We start from the raw sequence: 17,321 nt of genomic DNA on the forward strand, positions 1-17,321 counted from the left end.
GTTAAACCTCATCCACAGAATGGCCAGCCAGCGCGCGGCGAATGGAAGCGTCCATGCGGCGCGCGGCAAAATCTTGCGTTTGTGCATCTAATGTTTTGATGGCGTCTTCGATAGCGGCGGGATCTTCCCCCTGCACCGCCTGCTGCAACGCCTGGGTCGCGGCGGCGATCGCCTGGCTTTCCGTCTCGCTCAGCAGCGCGGCGTCGGTGGCCAGCGCGCCCTGCAGGCTTTCCAGCACCCGCGCGGCTTCCACGCGTTGCTCCGCCAGCTTGCGCGCGCCCACGTCGCTTTGCGCGTTGGCCATCGAATCCTTGATCATGCCGGCGATTTCGCTGTCCGACAGGCCGTACGACGGCTTGACCTGGATCGACGCTTCAACGCCGGTGGATTTCTCCATTGCGGTGACGCTCAGCAGACCGTCGGCATCCACCTGGAAGGTAACGCGAATGTGCGCCCCCCCGGCAGGCAGCGGCGGCAGGCCGCGCAGCGTGAAGCGCGCCAGCGAACGGCAATCCTGCACCAGCTCACGCTCGCCCTGCAGCACGTGGATCATCATCGCGCTCTGGCCGTCTTTGAAGGTGGTGAACTCCTGCGCGCGCGCCACCGGAATGGTGGTGTTGCGCGGGATCACTTTCTCCACCAGGCCGCCCATGGTTTCGAGGCCCAGCGACAGCGGGATCACGTCCAGCAGCAGCATGTCGCTGTCCGGCTTGTTGCCCACCAGGATGTCGGCCTGGATCGCGGCGCCGATGGCGACCACTTTATCCGGATCGATCGACGTCAGCGGCGTGCGGCCGAAGAAGACCCCCACCTGCTCACGCACCAGCGGCACGCGGGTGGAACCGCCGACCATCACCGCTTCCAGCACCTCGTCGGCGGCGACGCCGGCGTCTTTCAGCGCGCGGCGGCAAGCCATCAACGTACGTTTCACCAGCGGAGCGATCAATGCTTCGAACTGGGCGCGGGTCACCTCGCCCTGCCAGCCGGCTACCTCAACGCGCACGCTGTCGGCATCGCTCAACGCGATTTTGGCGGCGATAGCGGCATCCAGCAGCTGGCGCTGCACGCCGTGGTCGCTGCGATCGGCCACGCCGGCCTGCTCGCGCAGCCAGTCGGCCAGCAGGTGATCGAAGTCGTCGCCGCCCAGCGCGGAATCGCCGCCGGTGGCCAGCACTTCGAACACGCCGCGGCTGAGGCGCAGAATGGAGATATCAAAGGTGCCGCCGCCCAGATCGTAAACCGCGATCACCCCTTCCTGGCCGGAATCCAGCCCGTAGGCGATCGCCGCCGCGGTCGGTTCATTCAGCAGGCGCAGGACGTGCAGGCCGGCCAGACGCGCCGCGTCTTTGGTGCCCTGGCGCTGCGCGTCGTCGAAGTAGGCGGGAACGGTGATCACCACGCCATCCAGCTCGCCTTCCAGCGCCGCTTGCGCGCGCGCGGACAGGGCCCGCAGGATATCGGCGGAGACGCCGACCGGGTTAACCGGGCCGGCGGCGGTGACGATCAGCGGCAGGCCGTTGTTGCTGGCCTGGAATTGATAAGGCAAGTTCGGGTAACGTTGCTGCACGTCCGCCAACGAGCGGCCCATCATGCGTTTGATGGAGCTGACGGTATTGGCCGGATCCTGCGCCGCCTGTTGGCGCGCCTCCCAGCCGACGCGCTGCGCGTCCGCCTGATAATGCACCACCGAAGGCAGCAAATGGCGGCCCTGTTCGTCGGCCAGCGTTTCCGCTTGCCCGCTGCGCACCGTGGCGACCAGCGAGTTGGTGGTGCCTAAGTCGATGCCGGCGGCCAGACGTCGCTGGTGCGGCGCGGCGCTGAGGCCAGGCTCACTAATTTGTAATAAGGCCATGTTGAAGCTTCCACAATCAGAATCAGAAGGTGTTACTCAAAACCCAGCAGTTTTTCTTCGAGTTGTTCAACCTGTTGCTGGAGTTTGTCCAAAAAGCGCAGCTTGCGCACGGTGTCGGCGGCATCCGCCCACTGTTCACTGTCCAACTGCTGCAGCATCAGCGCGCTGCGCTGCTTGATGGAGACGGCCAGCCGCGCGCCGAAATCGGCCAGCAGGCTTTCCGCCTCCGGCTTGCGCTCAATGGCGTCGAGCTCTTCGCGCAGTTCCAGCTGTTCCATCAGGAACGCGGTGTCGCGCATCGTATGCTGTTCGTTGCCCAGATCGAAGCCGTGCAAAGATAGCATATACTCCGCGCGTTTTAACGGGTGCTTCAGCGCCTGGTAGGCTTCGTTGATGGTCGCCGCCTGCTGCAACGCCATCAGGCGTTCGCGCTCCGGCTGGTTGGCGAAACGATCGGGGTGGAATTGGCGCTGCAGATCCTGGAAGCGGGACGCAAGCAGGCTGCCGTCCACGGTGTAGCGAACTGGCAGCCCGAATAAAGTAAAGTAATCCATAGCGTGCTCTGGGCGTTAGCGGATGAAGTTCCCCCGCCGAAACGGGGGAGCACGATGGACTGTCAGACGTTGAAACTCTCGCCGCAGCCGCATTCGCTTGAGACGTTCGGGTTGTTGAACTTGAAGCCTTCGTTCAGGCCTTCCTTAACGAAATCAAGCTCGGTGCCGTCAAGGTAGACCAGGCTCTTGCCGTCGATGATCACCTTGATGCCTTTGTCTTCAAACACGATGTCGTCATCGTTGGCTTCGTCAACAAATTCCAGCACGTACGCCATCCCGGAGCAGCCGGAAGTTCGCACTCCCAGACGCAGGCCGAGACCTTTGCCGCGGTTCGTCAAAAACGCCTGAACACGCTGCGCAGCGCTGTCGCTCATGGTAATAGACATCACAACCTCACACTTCACATCAAAGCCCGGCGCAGCCGGGCCGACTCAGACAAATTACTTGGCGCTATGCTTGCTCTTATAGTCGGCAATCGCTGCTTTGATGGCGTCTTCAGCCAGGATCGAGCAGTGAATTTTGACCGGCGGCAATTCCAGCTCTTCGGCGATCTGGGTGTTTTTGATCGCTTCAGCCTGATCGAGCGACTTGCCTTTCATCCATTCGGTCACCAGCGAGCTGGAGGCGATGGCGGAACCGCAGCCGTAAGTTTTAAAGCGCGCGTCTTCGATGATGCCTTCATCGTTAACCTTGATCTGCAGCTTCATCACGTCGCCGCAGGCCGGCGCCCCTACCATGCCGCTGCCGACGGTAGGATCTTCGTTGTCGAAAGAACCCACGTTGCGCGGGTTTTCATAATGATCGATTACTTTTTCGCTGTAAGCCATGACCTTGCTCCTGAAACCTGAGAATTAATGATGCGCCCATTCGATGCTGTTGATGTCCACGCCCTGCTTGAACATCTCCCACAGCGGGGACAGATCGCGCAGACGGCCGATGGATTTACGCACCAGTTGAATGGTGTAGTCGATCTCTTCTTCCGTGGTGAAACGCCCCAGAGAGAAACGGATCGAGCTGTGCGCCAATTCATCGCTCATGCCCAGCGCGCGCAGCACGTAGGACGGCTCGAGGCTGGCGGAGGTACAGGCTGAACCGGAAGAAACGGCCAGGTCTTTCAGCGCCATGATCAGCGACTCGCCTTCAACGTAGTTGAAGCTGACGTTCAGGATGTTCGGTGCGCCGTGCTCCAGATCGCCGTTCAGATACACTTCTTCCATATCTTTCACGCCGTTCCACAGACGATCGCGCAGGGTGCGCAGACGCGCCATCTCTTCGGTCATCTCTTCTTTGGCGATGCGGTAAGCTTCGCCCATGCCGACGATCTGGTGGACAGGCAGGGTGCCGGAACGCATGCCGCGCTCGTGACCGCCGCCGTGTACCTGCGCTTCGATGCGGATGCGCGGCTTGCGGCGCACGTACAGCGCGCCGATGCCTTTCGGGCCATAGATTTTGTGGCCGGAGAACGACATCAGGTCGACTTTCAGCTTGCTCAGATCGATAGGCAGTTTGCCCACGCTCTGGGTGGCGTCAACGTGGTAGATGATACCGCGCGCGCGGCACATTTCGCCGATCGCTTCGATATCCTGCACCACGCCGATTTCGTTATTGACGTGCATGATGGAGACCAGAATGGTGTCATCGCGCATCGCCGCTTCGAGATCCTGCAGGCTGATGATGCCGTTGCTCTGCGGCGCCAGGTAGGTCACTTCAAACCCTTCGCGCTCCAGCTGACGGCAGGTGTCCAGCACGGCTTTGTGTTCGGTTTTGCTGGTGATGATGTGCTTGCCTTTTTTCTGGTAGAAATTGGCAGCGCCTTTGATCGCCAGGTTGTCGGATTCGGTCGCCCCGGAGGTGAAGACGATTTCGCGTGGGTCGGCGCCCACCAGTTCGGCGATTTGGTTACGGGCGATGTCTACCGCCTCTTCCGCCTGCCAACCAAAACGGTGGGAACGGGAAGCCGGGTTGCCGAAAGTGCCGTCCAGGGTCAAAAACTGCATCATCTTCTCAGCAACGCGCGGGTCGACCGGCGTCGTTGCTGAGTAATCCAGATAAATCGGTAATTTCATTGCTCTTGTGCTCCGTACATCACTTCCAAAAACTAAAAAAATTTCGCCAGCTGCTTATGCGCGCAGATTAACGTTGATAGTTTCTTGCGGACGACCGTTGGCCGTGCGGCGCGTATCGTTGTTTTGACGATCCGCCACCACCAGCACTTCCTGGTTATTGACCAGTTCTGCCAGCGTAATGTTGTTCAGGAACCCGCTGATGCGCTCGCTCAGATCGCGCCACAGGGCGTGGGTCAAGCAGCGATCGCCGCCCTGACAGCCTTCTTTGCCCTGGCAACGGGTTGCATCTACCGATTCATCGACGGCAGTGATGACAGCGCCAACGGCGATCTCACCCGCGTCTTTACCCAGCAGATAACCACCGCCCGGACCACGCACGCTGGCCACCAGGCCGTTCTTGCGCAGACGGGAGAATAATTGTTCCAGATAAGAGAGCGAAATACCCTGGCGTTCGGAAATGTCCGCCAGTGGTACCGGCCCTTCCTGGGAATGCAGCGCTACGTCAAGCATAGCGGTTACGGCATAACGGCCTTTGGATGTCAGTCTCATAGCTCAATGGTTACCTGTTGGTCAAATATGGCCGAAAGTCTGACATTCCTGAGTAAAACAGTCAACTATTTAACCTAGTAATTGACTCAAGTATTAGCACGTTTTGAACTTAGCAAGAACAAAGGTATATAAAATACATGTTATAACCTTTGGATAACTAATACTATTGTCGCCCACCGTTATGCCACATCAATTAATTACCTTGATGTTTATCCTGTTTCTCGATCGACGTCAGCATGCCGCGCAGGATATTCAGCTCCTGCCCTTCCGGGCGCGCGCGGGTGAACAGCCGACGCAGGCGGCTCATCACCTGCCCCGGATGGGACGGGCGAATAAAGCCGGTGCGCTGCAGCGTCTGCTCCAGATGCTGATAGAAACGCTCGAGGTCATCCACCAGCGGATACGGCGTCTCTTCCAGCTGCGGCGCGCCCGCCTGTTGGCGATCGAGGTAAGCCACGCGCACTTCATACGCCAGTATCTGCACCGCCATCGCCAGGTTCAGCGAGCTGTAGTCCGGGTTGGCCGGAATGGCGACGTGGTAGTGGCACTTCTGCAGTTCATCGTTGGTCAACCCGACGCGTTCGCGGCCGAACACCAGCGCCACCGGCGCGTGTTCGCCCTCGTGCACCGCGCGCACGCCGCATTCACGCGGCTCCAGCATCGGCCACGGCAAGGTGCGAGAACGTGCGCTGGTGCCCACCACCAGGCTACAGCCGGCGATGGCGTCATCGAGGGTATCGACGATAGTGGCGTTGCCGATCACGTCGCTGGCACCGGCGGCCAGGGCGATGGCCTGAGAGTCGGGTTTGATCAGCGGATTAACCAGATAAAGGTTGGTTAAACCCATGGTTTTCATGGCTCTGGCGGTCGAGCCCATGTTGCCGGTATGTGAAGTCTCTACCAGAACAATGCGGATATTGTGCAGCATACAAACTCTGAGCGTGGCGGAAAATCGCAGCATCTTAACACAGCCATAGGCAATTTGCCGAACAGCTGCTATACTTCGCGCCGTTTCCTGTTCTTTAACATCCTAGTTGGAAGATACCCATGCATCCGATGCTGACTATCGCCGTGCGCGCTGCGCGCAAGGCCGGTAACCTGATTGCCAAAAACTACGAAACCCCGGACGCTGTAGAAGCGAGCCAGAAAGGGACCAATGACTTCGTCACCAACGTCGATCGCGATGCAGAGCATCTGATCATCGACGTCATCCGCAAGTCTTATCCGCAACACAGTATCGTGAGCGAAGAACGCGGTGAGCTGATCGGCGAAGATCGCGATGTGCAATGGGTGATCGATCCACTGGATGGCACTGCAAACTTCATCAAACGTTTCCCTCATTTCTCCGTTTCCATCGCCGTACGCATCAAAGGCCGTACTGAAGTGGCCGTGGTCTACGATCCGATGCGCAACGAACTGTTCACCGCCACTCGCGGCCAGGGCGCACAGCTCAACGGTTACCGCCTGCGCGGCACCAACGCCAAAGATCTGGATGGCACCATCCTGGCGACCGGCTTCCCGTTCAAGGTCAAGCAGCACGCAACGCCTTACATCAACATCGTCGGCAAACTGTTCACCCAGTGTGCAGACTTCCGCCGCACCGGTTCCGCCGCGCTGGATCTGGCCTATGTGGCCGCCGGCCGCGTAGACGGGTTCTTCGAAATCGGCCTGAAGCCGTGGGATTTCGCCGCGGGCGAACTGCTGGTGCGTGAAGCCGGCGGCCTGGTGACCGACTTCGTCGGTGGCCACAACCACTTCAGCTCCGGCAACGTGGTTGCAGGCAACCCGCGCGTAGTGAAAGCCATGCTGGCCACCATGCGTGAAGAACTGAGCGAAGCGCTGAAGCGTTAATAGCCAGAAGCGAATCGAAAAAAAGCGCTGCCGATGCAGCGCTTTTTTTATGCCCGTTAGCGGGAGAAGGGCCGGATGCCGCCGCCGAATTCCGGCTGCGCGCTGACGTACAGCAACAGCCCTGCAGCCAACAGGATCAGGCCGCCGGCTAACGCCAGCGCCCCCCAGGCCACCGCGCTCCAGGCGGCGGGGGCACGCGAACGGCTGAGGCGCACCGCCAGCCGGCGACTGTAATGCACCAGCAGCGCCAGCATCGAGATGGTCAACGAGGTGCCGAACGCCATCGCCAGCGCGGAGATCACTCCCCAGCCGAACACGCCGATCACCTTGGAGAACAGCAGCACCAAAATCGCCCCCGAACAGGGGCGCATGCCCATCGCCAGCACGATGGCGGCCTGAGTGCGCCAGTCGCTTCCCGCCTGCAGCTCGCTGTCGCTCGGCAGATGCCGGTGGCCGCAGCCGCAGTGGGCGCTGTGCACATGATCCGCCGCCAGCGGCGTCAGGCTGTTGATGCGCAGCGCCGGCGCCGGGCGCATCGCCTTGATCGCCGCAAACAGGCGTTTCAGCGCGCGCCAACTCAGCAGCACGCCAAGCAGCATCACCAGAATAAAGCTGCCCTTCTCCAGCCAGAAGCTGCTTTGGTGCAGCTGGCGCGAAGAGAGCTGCAATACCACCAGCATCAGCGTGACCAGCGCGATCGCTACCCCACCCTGCACCAGCGAGGCGGCGAAGGTCAGCTTCAGGCTGCTTTTCAGCCGCGCCGGATGGGTAGCCAGGTAGGTGGCGATCACCACTTTGCCGTGGCCGGGGCCGAGCGCATGCAAGACGCCATAGCCGAGGCTGAACAGCATCAGCGCCAGCCCGGCCTGCTGCGGCGCGGCCTTCACCTGCTGCAACAGCCCCGCCATCTGCTGGTGCAGCGCTTTTTGCCATACCACGCTCTGCATCAGCAGTTGCGGCCAATAGTGCCACGCCAGCAGCGCGGCGGCCGCCAACGCCAGCGTGAACGGCAGCAGCGGCCACAGGCCGAAGGCCCAGTGGCGTCGGCTCGTCGTCGGAGGTGAGAAATTTAACGACATTGCAGCGTCACCCGCTGGGCGAACTGCTGCCCCAGCGCCAGGTCTTCACCGGGCGAGTCGTTCTTGTCGAGCGACAGCGCATAGGCCTGCAGCGACGCATTCGGCTTCGGCGTCATCAGCTTATAGCTACACAGCTGCGCCATCTCCGGCGGCAGATGCAGCGCATTTTGGTCTTTATAGGTCATATCCACGAAATAAGTCGGATCGTAAGTAGAAAGTTCGAACGGCTTGCCCGCCAGCGGCTGTGGCTCGGCCAACGGCAGCACGAACTCCAGCACCGCCTGATTGCCCTGGCGCGACAGGTGATATTCGCTGGGCAAGTTCAGGTATTTCACCGGCTTGCCGTCGCGGTAAAGATCGGTGAAATAGTGCTGCCCCAGCACGTTGGCCATCACTTCCGCCGCCAGCTTTTTCCACACTTCAGAATCGCTCTTGGCGTTTTTCGCATCGTAGAGCAGATCCGCCGAGGTGATTTCATCCATCACCCACACCATTTTCAGGCCGACCAGCCGCTGGTCTTTGGCGACGAAGGTGGTATTCATGTCGATAAAGCTGTGCGGATGCGCGATCGCACCGGCGCTGAACACGGCGCCGAAGGCAGCCAAAAGACGACGTAACTTCATCATTATCCTGTCTTACCTGCATTTGTTATAACGTAACACAAATAAATACCGAACGGCCCGCCTCTCCCGGCGATATTTGTGACGAAAGTTGTAAGCCGAAGTAAAAGCCGCGCGGTAACCCTGCCATTACAAAGCCTTTTGCTATGCTTAGGCATAATCGCAACCTTTTATGCCGGAAGGTGATAATGAGCCTGGACACCTCTCCCGTGCCCGAGCTCTCCGGACAACAACGGCGCTGCCATCTGCTGCTGATGCTGTACACGCCGGAGCCCGAGTTACAGCTGGAGACCCTGAGCCGAATCAACGGCGTCGCCCCCCCGATAACCCGGCAAGATATAGCCGAGGTGGCCAGTGAAATCCAGCGTTTCCACCACCTGGAGATCGCCGTCGATCACGATCGTGGTTACCAACTGCGGGGCAGCACGCTCGACCAGCGCCTGTGCCTGATCCATTGGCTGCGGCGGGCCCTGCGCTGCAGCCCGCAATTCGTTGAAGGCGATTTCGCCCCGCGCCTGCGGCACGCGCTGGCGGCCGATGCCGCCCCGGCGTCTGCGCTGGCAGAGGCGATCGATGCCTGCGAGCCGCTGCTCAACCGCCGCTTCGATGCACGCGACCGCCAATTCCTGCAGCATTATCTGCTCTACTGCGCCTGGCAAAATCGCCTGCGGCAGCATCCGCGTTTCGACGCCGTTCAGCGTGACTGGCTGCGGCAAAAACCGGAGCAGCAGGCCGCCGCCTGGCTGCATCAGGCCTGCAACCGGCTGTTTAATCAGCCGCCGCAGGCAGACGAGCGCGATTTTTTGGCGCTGACGTTTACCATGTTGAAAAATCACAGCTACCACAGCAACGACTCCGCGCAGGAACAGCGGCTGATGACGGCCATCGACAGCATGGTCGAGCGCTTCCAGCAACTTTCCGGCATGGCCTTCAGCAGCAAAACGGAGCTGGTCAGCCAGCTGTTTGCCCATCTGGCGCCGGCGCTGGAGCGCTGCCGTTTCGCCATCGGCATCGACAATATGCTGCTGGAAGAAGTGGTGCGCAAATACCCGCGGCTGATGCGCACCACGCAGGAAGCGCTGAAACCGCTGGAGCAGGAATACGGCGTGCATTTTTCCAATGAGGAGGCCGGCCTGGTGGCCATCAGCTTCGGCGCCTGGCTGATGCAGGACAACGCGCTGCAAGAAAAACAGGTGCTGCTGCTGACGCTGGACAACCCGCAGTTGGAAGAAGAAGTGGAATACCAGATCCGCGAGCTCACGCTGCTGCCGCTGAACATCAAGTATCTGCCGCTGAGCGACTATCTGCGCGGCGGCGCGCCACAGGGCGTCATGCTGGTGATCACCCCTTATGCGGCGGTGCACAGCGATCCGCACCCGCCGCTAATCTATACCGAACTGCCGCTGGAAACCCGGCAGCGCCAGGCGATCCGCGCGCTGCTGGAAGCCCCTTAATCAGCGGCTGACGCTGACCGCCGGCGGCCGGATGAACAAGGCCGGCACCGCGACCGCCGCCATCACCCAGAATACCCCACCCTGCCAATGTTCGAACAGGAACCCGGCAATGACCGTCATGACGGCGATGCCACCGCCCATCGCCAGCGCCGAATACACCGCCTGCAGCCGGATCACCTCTTGCCCCTGGCGTGCGGCGATAAAGCGCATCGCCGCCAGATGGCAGACGGTGAAGGTGCCGCAGTGCAGGATCTGGATCAGCAGCAGCCAGCCCAGCTCGGTGCTGTAGGCCATCAGGCTCCAGCGCAGCACGCCGCAGCAGGCGGAGAGCAACAGCAGGTTGCGCGCATTCCAGCGGCGGAACAGCACGTTGCTGCTGGCGAAAATAATCACCTCCGCCACTACGCCGAGCGACCACAGATAGCCGATGGTCGAGGCCGAATAGCCCGCCTCCTGCCAGTAAATGGAGCCGAAGCTGTAGTAGCCGGCATGCGCCCCCTGTAGCAGCGTGACGCACAACAGGAATCGCCAGACCGGCCCTTCTTTCAGCAGTGCCCACAGCGAGCGCTCAGCTCCGCTGTGCGTGCGCGCTTCGCCCTGCGGCATGACGCTCGGCTTCAGCAACATGCCCAGCAGCATCGCCAACACGCTGAAGATCAGGCTGTAAAGAATGGCGTTATGGCCCCACACCGCCACCAGCTGCCCGGTCAGCGCCGAGCCGATGACGAACGCCAGCGAGCCCCACAGCCTTACCCGGCCGTAGTCCATACGGATCTGCTTTTGCCAGGTGCCGGCCAGCGCGTCGGTCAGCGGCACCAGCGGCGAGAAGAACAGGTTGAACCCCGCTATCACCAGCATCAGCCAGCCCCAGCCGTTGCCAAAGCAAAAGCCGACCGCGAAGGCCAAGGTCAGCAGCGCCAGCAGGCGCAGGGCGGAGACTAAATGAGAGGGATCTTTAACGCGGGGTGCAATCAGTAAACTGCCGAGGAAGCGGGCCACCAAGCCGGCACCGAGCAACATGCCGATGGTTTCCGGCGCGATGCCCTCGCCTTTCAGCCACACGCCCCAGAACGGTAAGAAAATGCCATAGGAAAAGAAGTAGGTGAAATAACTGAGAGCGAGCCAACGCGTTGATTGCAGAACCATGATCCCTCCGGAGTGAGGGCAATACTTTGACAGAGCTCACACCGCCCCGCAATCGTCATTCCACTTCAATGCGTTAGAGTGCCAGACAGTTCACAGTTTGCTGCTGGCGGGCATAAAAAAAACCCGCCGCAGCGGGTTTTTTTGGGCGAAAGCGGGATTATGCGTAAACCGGCAGGCGGGCGCAGATATCCAGCACTTTCTTCTTGGTGCGTTCGATGGTGGCTTCATCGTTGATGTTGTCCAGCACATCGCAGATCCAACCGGCCAGTTCGCGCACGTCGGCCTCTTTGAAGCCGCGACGGGTCACGGCCGGGGTGCCGATACGCACGCCGGAGGTAACGAACGGGCTCTTCGGATCGTTCGGCACGCTGTTTTTGTTGACGGTGATGTTGGCGCGGCCCAGGGCAGCGTCCGCTTCTTTACCGGTCAGGTTTTTGTCGACCAGATCCAGCAGGAACAGGTGGTTATGGGTGCCGCCGGAGACCACTTTGTAGCCGCGCTGCAGGAACACTTCCACCATCGCCTTGGCGTTGACCGCCACTTGCTGCTGGTAAACCTTGAACTCAGGCTCCATCGCTTCTTTCAGCGCCACCGCCTTGCCGGCGATCACGTGCATCAGCGGGCCGCCCTGGCCGCCAGGGAACACGGCGGAGTTCAGCTTCTTGTACAGCTCTTCGTCGCCGCCCTTCGCCAGGATCAGGCCGCCGCGCGGGCCCGCCAGGGTTTTGTGGGTGGTGGTGGTGACGATGTGCGCGTGCGGTACCGGGTTCGGGTACACGCCGGCGGCGATCAGGCCCGCTACGTGCGCCATGTCGACGAACAGGTAAGCGCCGATGCTGTCGGCGATTTCGCGCATTTTGGCCCAATCAACCACGCCGGAGTAAGCGGAGAAGCCGCCGATGATCATTTTCGGCTTGTGGGTTTGCGCCTGCTTGGCCAGATCGTCATAGTCGATTTGGCCTTTGTCGTCGATGCCGTAAGGCACCACGTTATACAGTTTGCCGGACAGGTTGACCGGGGAACCGTGGGTCAGGTGGCCGCCGTGCGCCAGGTTCATGCCCAGAATGGTGTCGCCCGGCTGCAGCAGCGCGGTGTACACGGCGAAGTTAGCCTGGGAGCCGGAGTGCGGCTGCACGTTGGCGTAATCGGCGCCGAACAATTCTTTGGCGCGATCGATAGCCAGCTGCTCAACGATATCCACGTATTCGCAGCCGCCGTAGTAACGCTTGCCCGGATAGCCTTCAGCGTATTTGTTGGTCAGCTGGGAACCCTGAGCCTGCATCACGCGCGGGCTGGTGTAGTTCTCAGACGCGATCAGCTCGATGTGCTCTTCCTGACGCACCACTTCCTGCTCCATGGCACGCCACAGTTCCGCATCGTAATCGGCAATGTTCATTTCACGCTTTAACATCCGGCATCTCCTGACTTAAATCAGCTAACTAAAAAATCACCAAATAACTACCCGTTTGGGTTCTGGGCCACAGTGTAAACCGTTTCGCCCCACCGAAGATAGGTCTTGACAGAGGTTTTTACGCAAACGATTGGCATAAGGTGGCGCAAGGCTTTGATCCGCGAAACGCCGCCGTTTATCAACGGACATTTCCTCATGCGAACGATGCGCTTTTTTCATGTTCTGTGAGCGCGATCGACGCCCGAAGAACACCGCAACGAAAACAAGGGTATTTACAAGCGACGCGGAACCCAATAAGATGCATTTAAAATGCATCATTACAATTATCGTCAAGATCCCAACCCAAGGAGCGCTTCCATGCTGGATAGCCAAACCATCGCCACCGTGAAATCCACCATTCCCCTGCTGGCTGCGACCGGGCCGAAGCTGACCGCCCACTTTTACGATCGCATGTTCGCGCACAACCCGGAATTGAAAGACATTTTCAACATGAGCAACCAGCGCAACGGCGATCAGCGTCAGGCGCTGTTCGACGCCATCTGCGCCTATGCCGCCAACATCGAGAACCTGCCGGCGCTGCTGCCGGCGGTGGAGCGCATCGCGCAGAAGCACACCAGCTTCAATATCCAGCCGGAGCAGTACAACATCGTCGGCGGTCACCTGCTGGCGACCCTGGACGAAATGTTCAGCCCGGGTCAGGAAGTCCTGGACGCCTGGGGCAAAGCCTACGGCGTGCTGGCCAACGTATTTATCCAGCGTGAAGAGCAGATTTATCAGCAGAGCGAAACCGACAACGGCGGCTGGCGCGATCTGCGCGCGTTCCGCATCCTGAAGAAACAGCCGCAGAGCGACGTGATCTGCAGCTTCGTGCTGGCGCCGGTGGACGGCGGCCGGGTGGCGGACTTCAAACCGGGGCAATACCTGGCGGTCTACATCAAGCACGACAGCCTGGAGCATCAGGAAATTCGCCAGTACTCGCTGACCACCTCGCCGAACGGCGAGTTCTACCGCATCGCGGTGAAGCGCGAAGATCAGGGGAAAGTGTCCAACTACCTGCACCGGCAGGCGCAGGAAGGCGACGTGATCTACATCGCCCCGCCGCACGGCGACTTCTTCCTCGACGTGGCGCCGACCACGCCGGTGGCGCTGATCTCCGCCGGCGTCGGCCAAACCCCGATGCTCGGCATGCTCAACACCCTGCACGACAACCAGCATCAGGCGCAGGTCCACTGGCTGCACGCGGCGGAAAACGGCAGCGTGCACGCCTTTGCCGATGAGGTAGCGGATATTGCCGGGCGTATGCCGAATCTGAGCCGCCATGTGTGGTACCGCGAGCCGGCTGCCGATGACGTGGAAGGCCGCGACTACCACAGCCGCGGATTGATGGATTTGAGCGCGCTGCAAGGCAGCCTGGCCGATCCGCAGATGCACTATTACTTCTGCGGCCCGGTGGCCTTCATGCAGTTCGTGGGCAAACAACTGCTGGAGATGGGCGTAGAGGCCGAACGCATCCACTACGAATGTTTCGGCCCGCATAAGGTGCTGTAATGCTTGCGGAGCGCGGCCGTCAGACCGCGCTCCCCCCTCATTTCGCCTGCAGCTGGCGCGCGTCCTGCACCTGCTGCACCGTCACCGGCGCCGCCTGGTTGCCCCAGCTTCCCCGCAGATAGCTCATCAGATCCGCCGCCTGCCGATCGTTCAACGCCCAGCCGTAAGCCGGCATATCGAACGCCATCGCCTGCTGCGTGGCCGGGGTATGCGCCCCTTCCAGCACTACCCGCAGCGCGGTCAGCGGATTGTCCGCCGTTACCGTGGCATTGCCCGCCAGCGCCGGAATGACAAAATCGGTGCCCTCGCCCTTGTTGCCGTGGCAGGTCGAGCAGTACATCGCGTAGGTCGCCTTGCCGCCCGGATTATTCGCCTGCGTGGCTGGCGCAGCGGCTTTGGCGGCGGTTTCCGGCGCCAGGCTGCGCAGGTACACCGCGATGGCGTTCAAATCGCCGTCGCTGAGATACTGCGTACTGTGGGTCACCACCTCGCTCATCGGCCCGGCGACCGCCGCATGGCGGCTGCGGCCGGTTTTCAGCAGCGCCGTCACCTCTTCCGGCGGCAGGCCGCGCAGATTGGAGGCGTACCAGCCGTCCAGCTCGGCGCCGCTCAGGAACACCGGCTCCTTACCGTCCAGCCCCTTCTCTTGCATCGCCCAGCCGCGCGGCGTGTGGCAGCTGCCGCAATGGCCCGCGCCCTGCACCAGGTAGGCGCCGCGGTTCCACTCGGCGCTTTGCTGCGGATCTGCCTGATACGGCTGGTCGTCGTGGAACAGCTGGTTCCACACCGCCAGCGGCCAGCGCATCGACAGCGGCCAGCTGATGTCGCTGTCCCGGTTGGCGACGTTCTGCGCCGGCACCTCATTCATCAGGTAGTCATACAGCGCGCGCATGTCTTCCGCGCTCATTTTGGCGTACGAGGTATACGGCATCGCCGGGTAGAGCCGGTGACCGTCTTTGGCTATCCCCTGGCGCATGGCGCGATCGAACTCTTCGAACGAATAGGCGCCGATGCCGTGCAGCTTGTCCGGCGTGATGTTGGTGGCGTAGATAGCCCCGAGCGGCGTCGGGAACTTCATGCCGCCCGCCAGTTCAGCGCCGCCCGGCGCGGTGTGGCAGGCGGTGCAGTCGCCGGCCTTGGCGACATATTCCCCGGCCGACATCGCCTGGGCCGAGCCGCCGGCCGCCAGCAGGCTCAACAGGTACAGCGAACGCAGACTCATGCTCCCTCCTTGGCGGCAACCTTGCCGTAGGCCAGTTCGTTCACCGCGCGCCACGCCTGATCGATCGCCGAGTTGGCGTACGGGCTCCAGTCAGAATCGGAGTTGGCGATAACGATCTTGCCGATCGGCTGCCGCGCCGTTTCGATGATTTTCTTGGCTTCTTCTTCATCGTCAAACAGCCCGTTGAGGAAGTAGGAATAACCGTGCGACCAGCGGTTGACGGTGATCGCCTGAATATCGCGCTGATGGTCGAAACCCGCCTCGCCCAGCATGCCCTGCAGCTGTTCGCGGATCATCTGCTCATGCACCTCGAACGGCGTGCCCAGCAGCAGCGCGCGCCCTTTGCGCGACTGCTCGCGCGGGCTGAGGCCGCTGCCCGGCAGCGTCGGCACGTACACCATATGCAGACCGATTGGCCGATCCGGATCGCGCGGGTGCTGATACCCGCCCATGCTCACCGGGTAGTCCAGCTTCACGCGGCTGTACGGCGCGGCCGGCGAATAAATTTCGTGCACGCCCAGCTTGATGAACGGCTGCCAGTTGCGGATCACCACTTTGCTGTACACCAACGGCGCCTTGACGTTCTGCTTGAGCGCCTCCTGCTGCTCGTGTGACATCTCCGGCACCAGGTACGGGATCATCATGTTGTAGCCGGCCATCACCACCTGCCCGGCGCGCACCTTGGTCATCTTCTCGCCGGTCATATAGGTGACTTCCACCTTGTCGCCGACGTTGGCCGCGTGCAGCCCGGTGCTGTTCAAACGCAGCTTCACCGGCGACTCCGGCCGATCGAGCTGGCTGTAGTCAAATTTGGCCAGCACCACGTCGTTCATGTCTTTGCCGGCCGGCGCCACCGCCGGGATCAGCTTGCGCACCATCAGGCGCGTCAGCGTGGCGTTGCCGTCCGGGAAGTGGAACACGTAAGGATCGTCGAGATCCGCCTGCGACTCTTCGTCCAGCGGCGGCAGATTCATGCCGCCGAGGCCCGGCAGATCGCAGATGCGCGCATCGCTGCACGACGTGCCGTCGATGCCCACCGCCTGGAAGTCGTTGGTGGTCTGCTGGAAATAACGGATCGCCAGCTCGCTCAGGCCCACTTTTTCACGCAGGAACTGGGTGTAGCTGTGGGTATCGAGCCATTCGACCTTCTGCTCCAGCGTCATCTCCGGCAGATAATCTTTCTCCACCGTATGCAGCGCGATCAGCGCCTGGCGATCGCTTTCCGGCAGCGGGAAATCACCGATGAACGCTTCATAAGAGCGGCCGTTGAGGCGATCGCGCGGAATGTCGTCCGCCACCGTGCGGCCCGGATCGCCGCTCACCACCTTGTCGACGCCGAAGTTCTTGCGATCGAAGTAAACCCCGCGGCTCAGGTTCAGATCCGGGTAGAAAGTGGTGTCAAACGCCTGCTCCAGTTGGTCGATATCGACGCCGAGCTTGCGCAGCAGCCCCATCGCCACCGGGCTGAAGTTGGAGCGCGGCGACTGCAGCGATTCGCTGCCGCCGTAGCCGAGCAGCATGCCGTCGTCGGTGTTGAATTCGTTGCGCTTGGCGTGGCCGCCGAAGTCGTCATGGTTGTCGATCAGCAAAATGCGCTGCTGCTCGCCTTTTAGCTGCTGCCAGAAGCAGGCGGCCGCCAGCCCGCTGATGCCGGCGCCGACCACCACCAGATCGAACTCTTCAACGGCGGGTACGCTGCCGAAATCAAAGGTTTTACCGTCGCGCCCCAGCTGGTGCGCATGCTCGAACGAGCCCGGATGGTTACCCCGCAGCCCGGTCAGCGCCGGCGGGTAGTACAGGGTTTGATTGGCGGTTTGCGGCGACGCGCGCAAGATTTGCAGCGGCGTCAACCCGGCGGCGATGGTGATCGCCACCCCGTTGAGAAAATCGCGTCTGGTGATACCCATATAGGCTTCCTTTCAATTTTTATTATCATCGGCCGGCCGGGGCCGGCCCGAAGGCCGCGCTA

The 17,321-nt window shown here is 61.3% G+C and carries 16 protein-coding genes; 3 read left to right on the plus strand and 13 right to left on the minus strand.

Annotated features, from left to right (window positions below; all coding sequences use genetic code 11):
- Window position 1: 1 nt before the first annotated feature.
- The 7 genes from hscA to trmJ form a co-directional block, all read right to left on the minus strand.
- Window positions 2–1,852 (minus strand): Fe-S protein assembly chaperone HscA, encoded by a 1,851-nt coding sequence (gene hscA / locus V8N38_RS19170; RefSeq protein WP_147840198.1) that lies wholly within the window; start codon window positions 1,850–1,852, stop codon window positions 2–4.
- Window positions 1,853–1,884: 32 nt separating this feature from the next.
- Window positions 1,885–2,406: a co-chaperone HscB gene (gene hscB / locus V8N38_RS19175; protein WP_004941412.1), complete on the minus strand. Its 522-nt coding sequence runs from the start codon at window positions 2,404–2,406 to the stop codon at window positions 1,885–1,887.
- 62 nt (window positions 2,407–2,468) lie between these two features.
- A complete protein-coding gene (iscA, locus tag V8N38_RS19180) occupies window positions 2,469–2,792 on the minus strand; it encodes an iron-sulfur cluster assembly protein IscA (RefSeq protein WP_004941410.1) in 324 nt (107 codons plus the stop codon).
- 54 nt (window positions 2,793–2,846) lie between these two features.
- The gene (gene iscU / locus V8N38_RS19185; protein WP_004941408.1) at window positions 2,847–3,233 is read right to left on the minus strand and encodes a Fe-S cluster assembly scaffold IscU; all 387 of its coding nucleotides are present in this window, start codon (window positions 3,231–3,233) and stop codon (window positions 2,847–2,849) included.
- A gap of 24 nt (window positions 3,234–3,257) precedes the next feature.
- Window positions 3,258–4,472 carry a cysteine desulfurase gene (gene iscS, locus V8N38_RS19190; protein ID WP_015378780.1) on the minus strand — a complete coding sequence of 405 codons (1,215 nt, stop codon included), beginning with the start codon at window positions 4,470–4,472 and terminating at the stop codon, window positions 3,258–3,260.
- Between the two features lie 54 nt (window positions 4,473–4,526).
- Entirely contained in the window at window positions 4,527–5,021 is a 495-nt protein-coding gene (gene iscR / locus V8N38_RS19195) for a Fe-S cluster assembly transcriptional regulator IscR (RefSeq protein ID WP_004941404.1), read from the minus strand.
- A 193-nt stretch (window positions 5,022–5,214) separates the two neighbouring features.
- On the minus strand, window positions 5,215–5,949 hold the full coding sequence (gene trmJ / locus V8N38_RS19200) for a tRNA (cytosine(32)/uridine(32)-2'-O)-methyltransferase TrmJ (protein WP_025303916.1): 735 nt from the start codon (window positions 5,947–5,949) through the stop codon (window positions 5,215–5,217).
- A gap of 119 nt (window positions 5,950–6,068) precedes the next feature.
- Here trmJ and suhB point away from each other — a divergent pair, with 119 nt between their 5' ends.
- Window positions 6,069–6,872, plus strand: coding sequence for an inositol-1-monophosphatase (gene suhB, locus V8N38_RS19205; protein ID WP_004941400.1), 804 nt, complete (start codon window positions 6,069–6,071; stop codon window positions 6,870–6,872).
- Window positions 6,873–6,928: 56 nt separating this feature from the next.
- On the opposite strand, the gene V8N38_RS19210 is transcribed toward suhB, so the two are convergent.
- Both V8N38_RS19210 and V8N38_RS19215 read right to left on the minus strand, forming a co-directional pair.
- Window positions 6,929–7,951 carry a nickel/cobalt transporter gene (locus V8N38_RS19210; protein WP_049200710.1) on the minus strand — a complete coding sequence of 341 codons (1,023 nt, stop codon included), beginning with the start codon at window positions 7,949–7,951 and terminating at the stop codon, window positions 6,929–6,931.
- Complete coding sequence (locus tag V8N38_RS19215; RefSeq protein WP_033651572.1) at window positions 7,942–8,577, minus strand: DUF1007 family protein; 636 nt, start codon at window positions 8,575–8,577, stop codon at window positions 7,942–7,944. The genes V8N38_RS19210 and V8N38_RS19215 overlap by 10 nt, the downstream gene beginning before the upstream one ends.
- A 182-nt stretch (window positions 8,578–8,759) precedes the next feature.
- Between V8N38_RS19215 and csiE the strand changes: the two genes are divergently transcribed.
- Window positions 8,760–10,025 carry a stationary phase inducible protein CsiE gene (gene csiE / locus V8N38_RS19220; protein ID WP_147840199.1) on the plus strand — a complete coding sequence of 422 codons (1,266 nt, stop codon included), beginning with the start codon at window positions 8,760–8,762 and terminating at the stop codon, window positions 10,023–10,025.
- Here csiE and V8N38_RS19225 read toward each other — a convergent pair whose 3' ends face one another.
- Both V8N38_RS19225 and glyA read right to left on the minus strand, forming a co-directional pair.
- Window positions 10,026–11,171, minus strand: coding sequence for a 3-phenylpropionate MFS transporter (locus tag V8N38_RS19225; protein ID WP_038874523.1), 1,146 nt, complete (start codon window positions 11,169–11,171; stop codon window positions 10,026–10,028).
- Window positions 11,172–11,328: 157 nt separating this feature from the next.
- A complete protein-coding gene (gene glyA, locus V8N38_RS19230) occupies window positions 11,329–12,582 on the minus strand; it encodes a serine hydroxymethyltransferase (RefSeq protein ID WP_004941389.1) in 1,254 nt (417 codons plus the stop codon).
- Between the two features lie 357 nt (window positions 12,583–12,939).
- Here glyA and hmpA point away from each other — a divergent pair, with 357 nt between their 5' ends.
- Entirely contained in the window at window positions 12,940–14,130 is a 1,191-nt protein-coding gene (gene hmpA, locus V8N38_RS19235) for an NO-inducible flavohemoprotein (RefSeq protein ID WP_087762406.1), read from the plus strand.
- 37 nt (window positions 14,131–14,167) lie between these two features.
- Here hmpA and V8N38_RS19240 read toward each other — a convergent pair whose 3' ends face one another.
- Window positions 14,168–15,352, minus strand: coding sequence for a c-type cytochrome (locus tag V8N38_RS19240; RefSeq protein ID WP_087762405.1), 1,185 nt, complete (start codon window positions 15,350–15,352; stop codon window positions 14,168–14,170).
- Window positions 15,349–17,259: an NAD(P)/FAD-dependent oxidoreductase gene (locus V8N38_RS19245; RefSeq protein ID WP_060425032.1), complete on the minus strand. Its 1,911-nt coding sequence runs from the start codon at window positions 17,257–17,259 to the stop codon at window positions 15,349–15,351. Before V8N38_RS19245 ends, V8N38_RS19240 begins: the two co-directional genes overlap by 4 nt.
- Window positions 17,260–17,321 lie beyond the last annotated feature (62 nt).

The organism is Serratia nevei, from assembly GCF_037948395.1.
GTDB lineage: Bacteria > Pseudomonadota > Gammaproteobacteria > Enterobacterales > Enterobacteriaceae > Serratia > Serratia nevei.

What these genes read in the sequence shown, in the direction of transcription:
- hmpA (WP_087762406.1), top strand. Translation starts at nt 12,940, where the DNA reads ATGCTGGATAGCCAAACCATCGCCACCGTGAAATCCACCATTCCCCTG.
- iscA (WP_004941410.1), bottom strand. Translation starts at nt 2,792, where the DNA reads ATGTCTATTACCATGAGCGACAGCGCTGCGCAGCGTGTTCAGGCGTTT.
- iscR (WP_004941404.1), bottom strand. Translation starts at nt 5,021, where the DNA reads ATGAGACTGACATCCAAAGGCCGTTATGCCGTAACCGCTATGCTTGAC.
- glyA (WP_004941389.1), bottom strand. Translation starts at nt 12,582, where the DNA reads ATGTTAAAGCGTGAAATGAACATTGCCGATTACGATGCGGAACTGTGG.
- V8N38_RS19225 (WP_038874523.1), bottom strand. Translation starts at nt 11,171, where the DNA reads ATGGTTCTGCAATCAACGCGTTGGCTCGCTCTCAGTTATTTCACCTAC.
- hscA (WP_147840198.1), bottom strand. Translation starts at nt 1,852, where the DNA reads ATGGCCTTATTACAAATTAGTGAGCCTGGCCTCAGCGCCGCGCCGCAC.
- trmJ (WP_025303916.1), bottom strand. Translation starts at nt 5,949, where the DNA reads ATGCTGCACAATATCCGCATTGTTCTGGTAGAGACTTCACATACCGGC.
- V8N38_RS19245 (WP_060425032.1), bottom strand. Translation starts at nt 17,259, where the DNA reads ATGGGTATCACCAGACGCGATTTTCTCAACGGGGTGGCGATCACCATC.
- V8N38_RS19215 (WP_033651572.1), bottom strand. Translation starts at nt 8,577, where the DNA reads ATGATGAAGTTACGTCGTCTTTTGGCTGCCTTCGGCGCCGTGTTCAGC.
- V8N38_RS19240 (WP_087762405.1), bottom strand. Translation starts at nt 15,352, where the DNA reads ATGAGTCTGCGTTCGCTGTACCTGTTGAGCCTGCTGGCGGCCGGCGGC.
- hscB (WP_004941412.1), bottom strand. Translation starts at nt 2,406, where the DNA reads ATGGATTACTTTACTTTATTCGGGCTGCCAGTTCGCTACACCGTGGAC.
- iscS (WP_015378780.1), bottom strand. Translation starts at nt 4,472, where the DNA reads ATGAAATTACCGATTTATCTGGATTACTCAGCAACGACGCCGGTCGAC.
- V8N38_RS19210 (WP_049200710.1), bottom strand. Translation starts at nt 7,951, where the DNA reads ATGTCGTTAAATTTCTCACCTCCGACGACGAGCCGACGCCACTGGGCC.
- csiE (WP_147840199.1), top strand. Translation starts at nt 8,760, where the DNA reads ATGAGCCTGGACACCTCTCCCGTGCCCGAGCTCTCCGGACAACAACGG.
- iscU (WP_004941408.1), bottom strand. Translation starts at nt 3,233, where the DNA reads ATGGCTTACAGCGAAAAAGTAATCGATCATTATGAAAACCCGCGCAAC.
- suhB (WP_004941400.1), top strand. Translation starts at nt 6,069, where the DNA reads ATGCATCCGATGCTGACTATCGCCGTGCGCGCTGCGCGCAAGGCCGGT.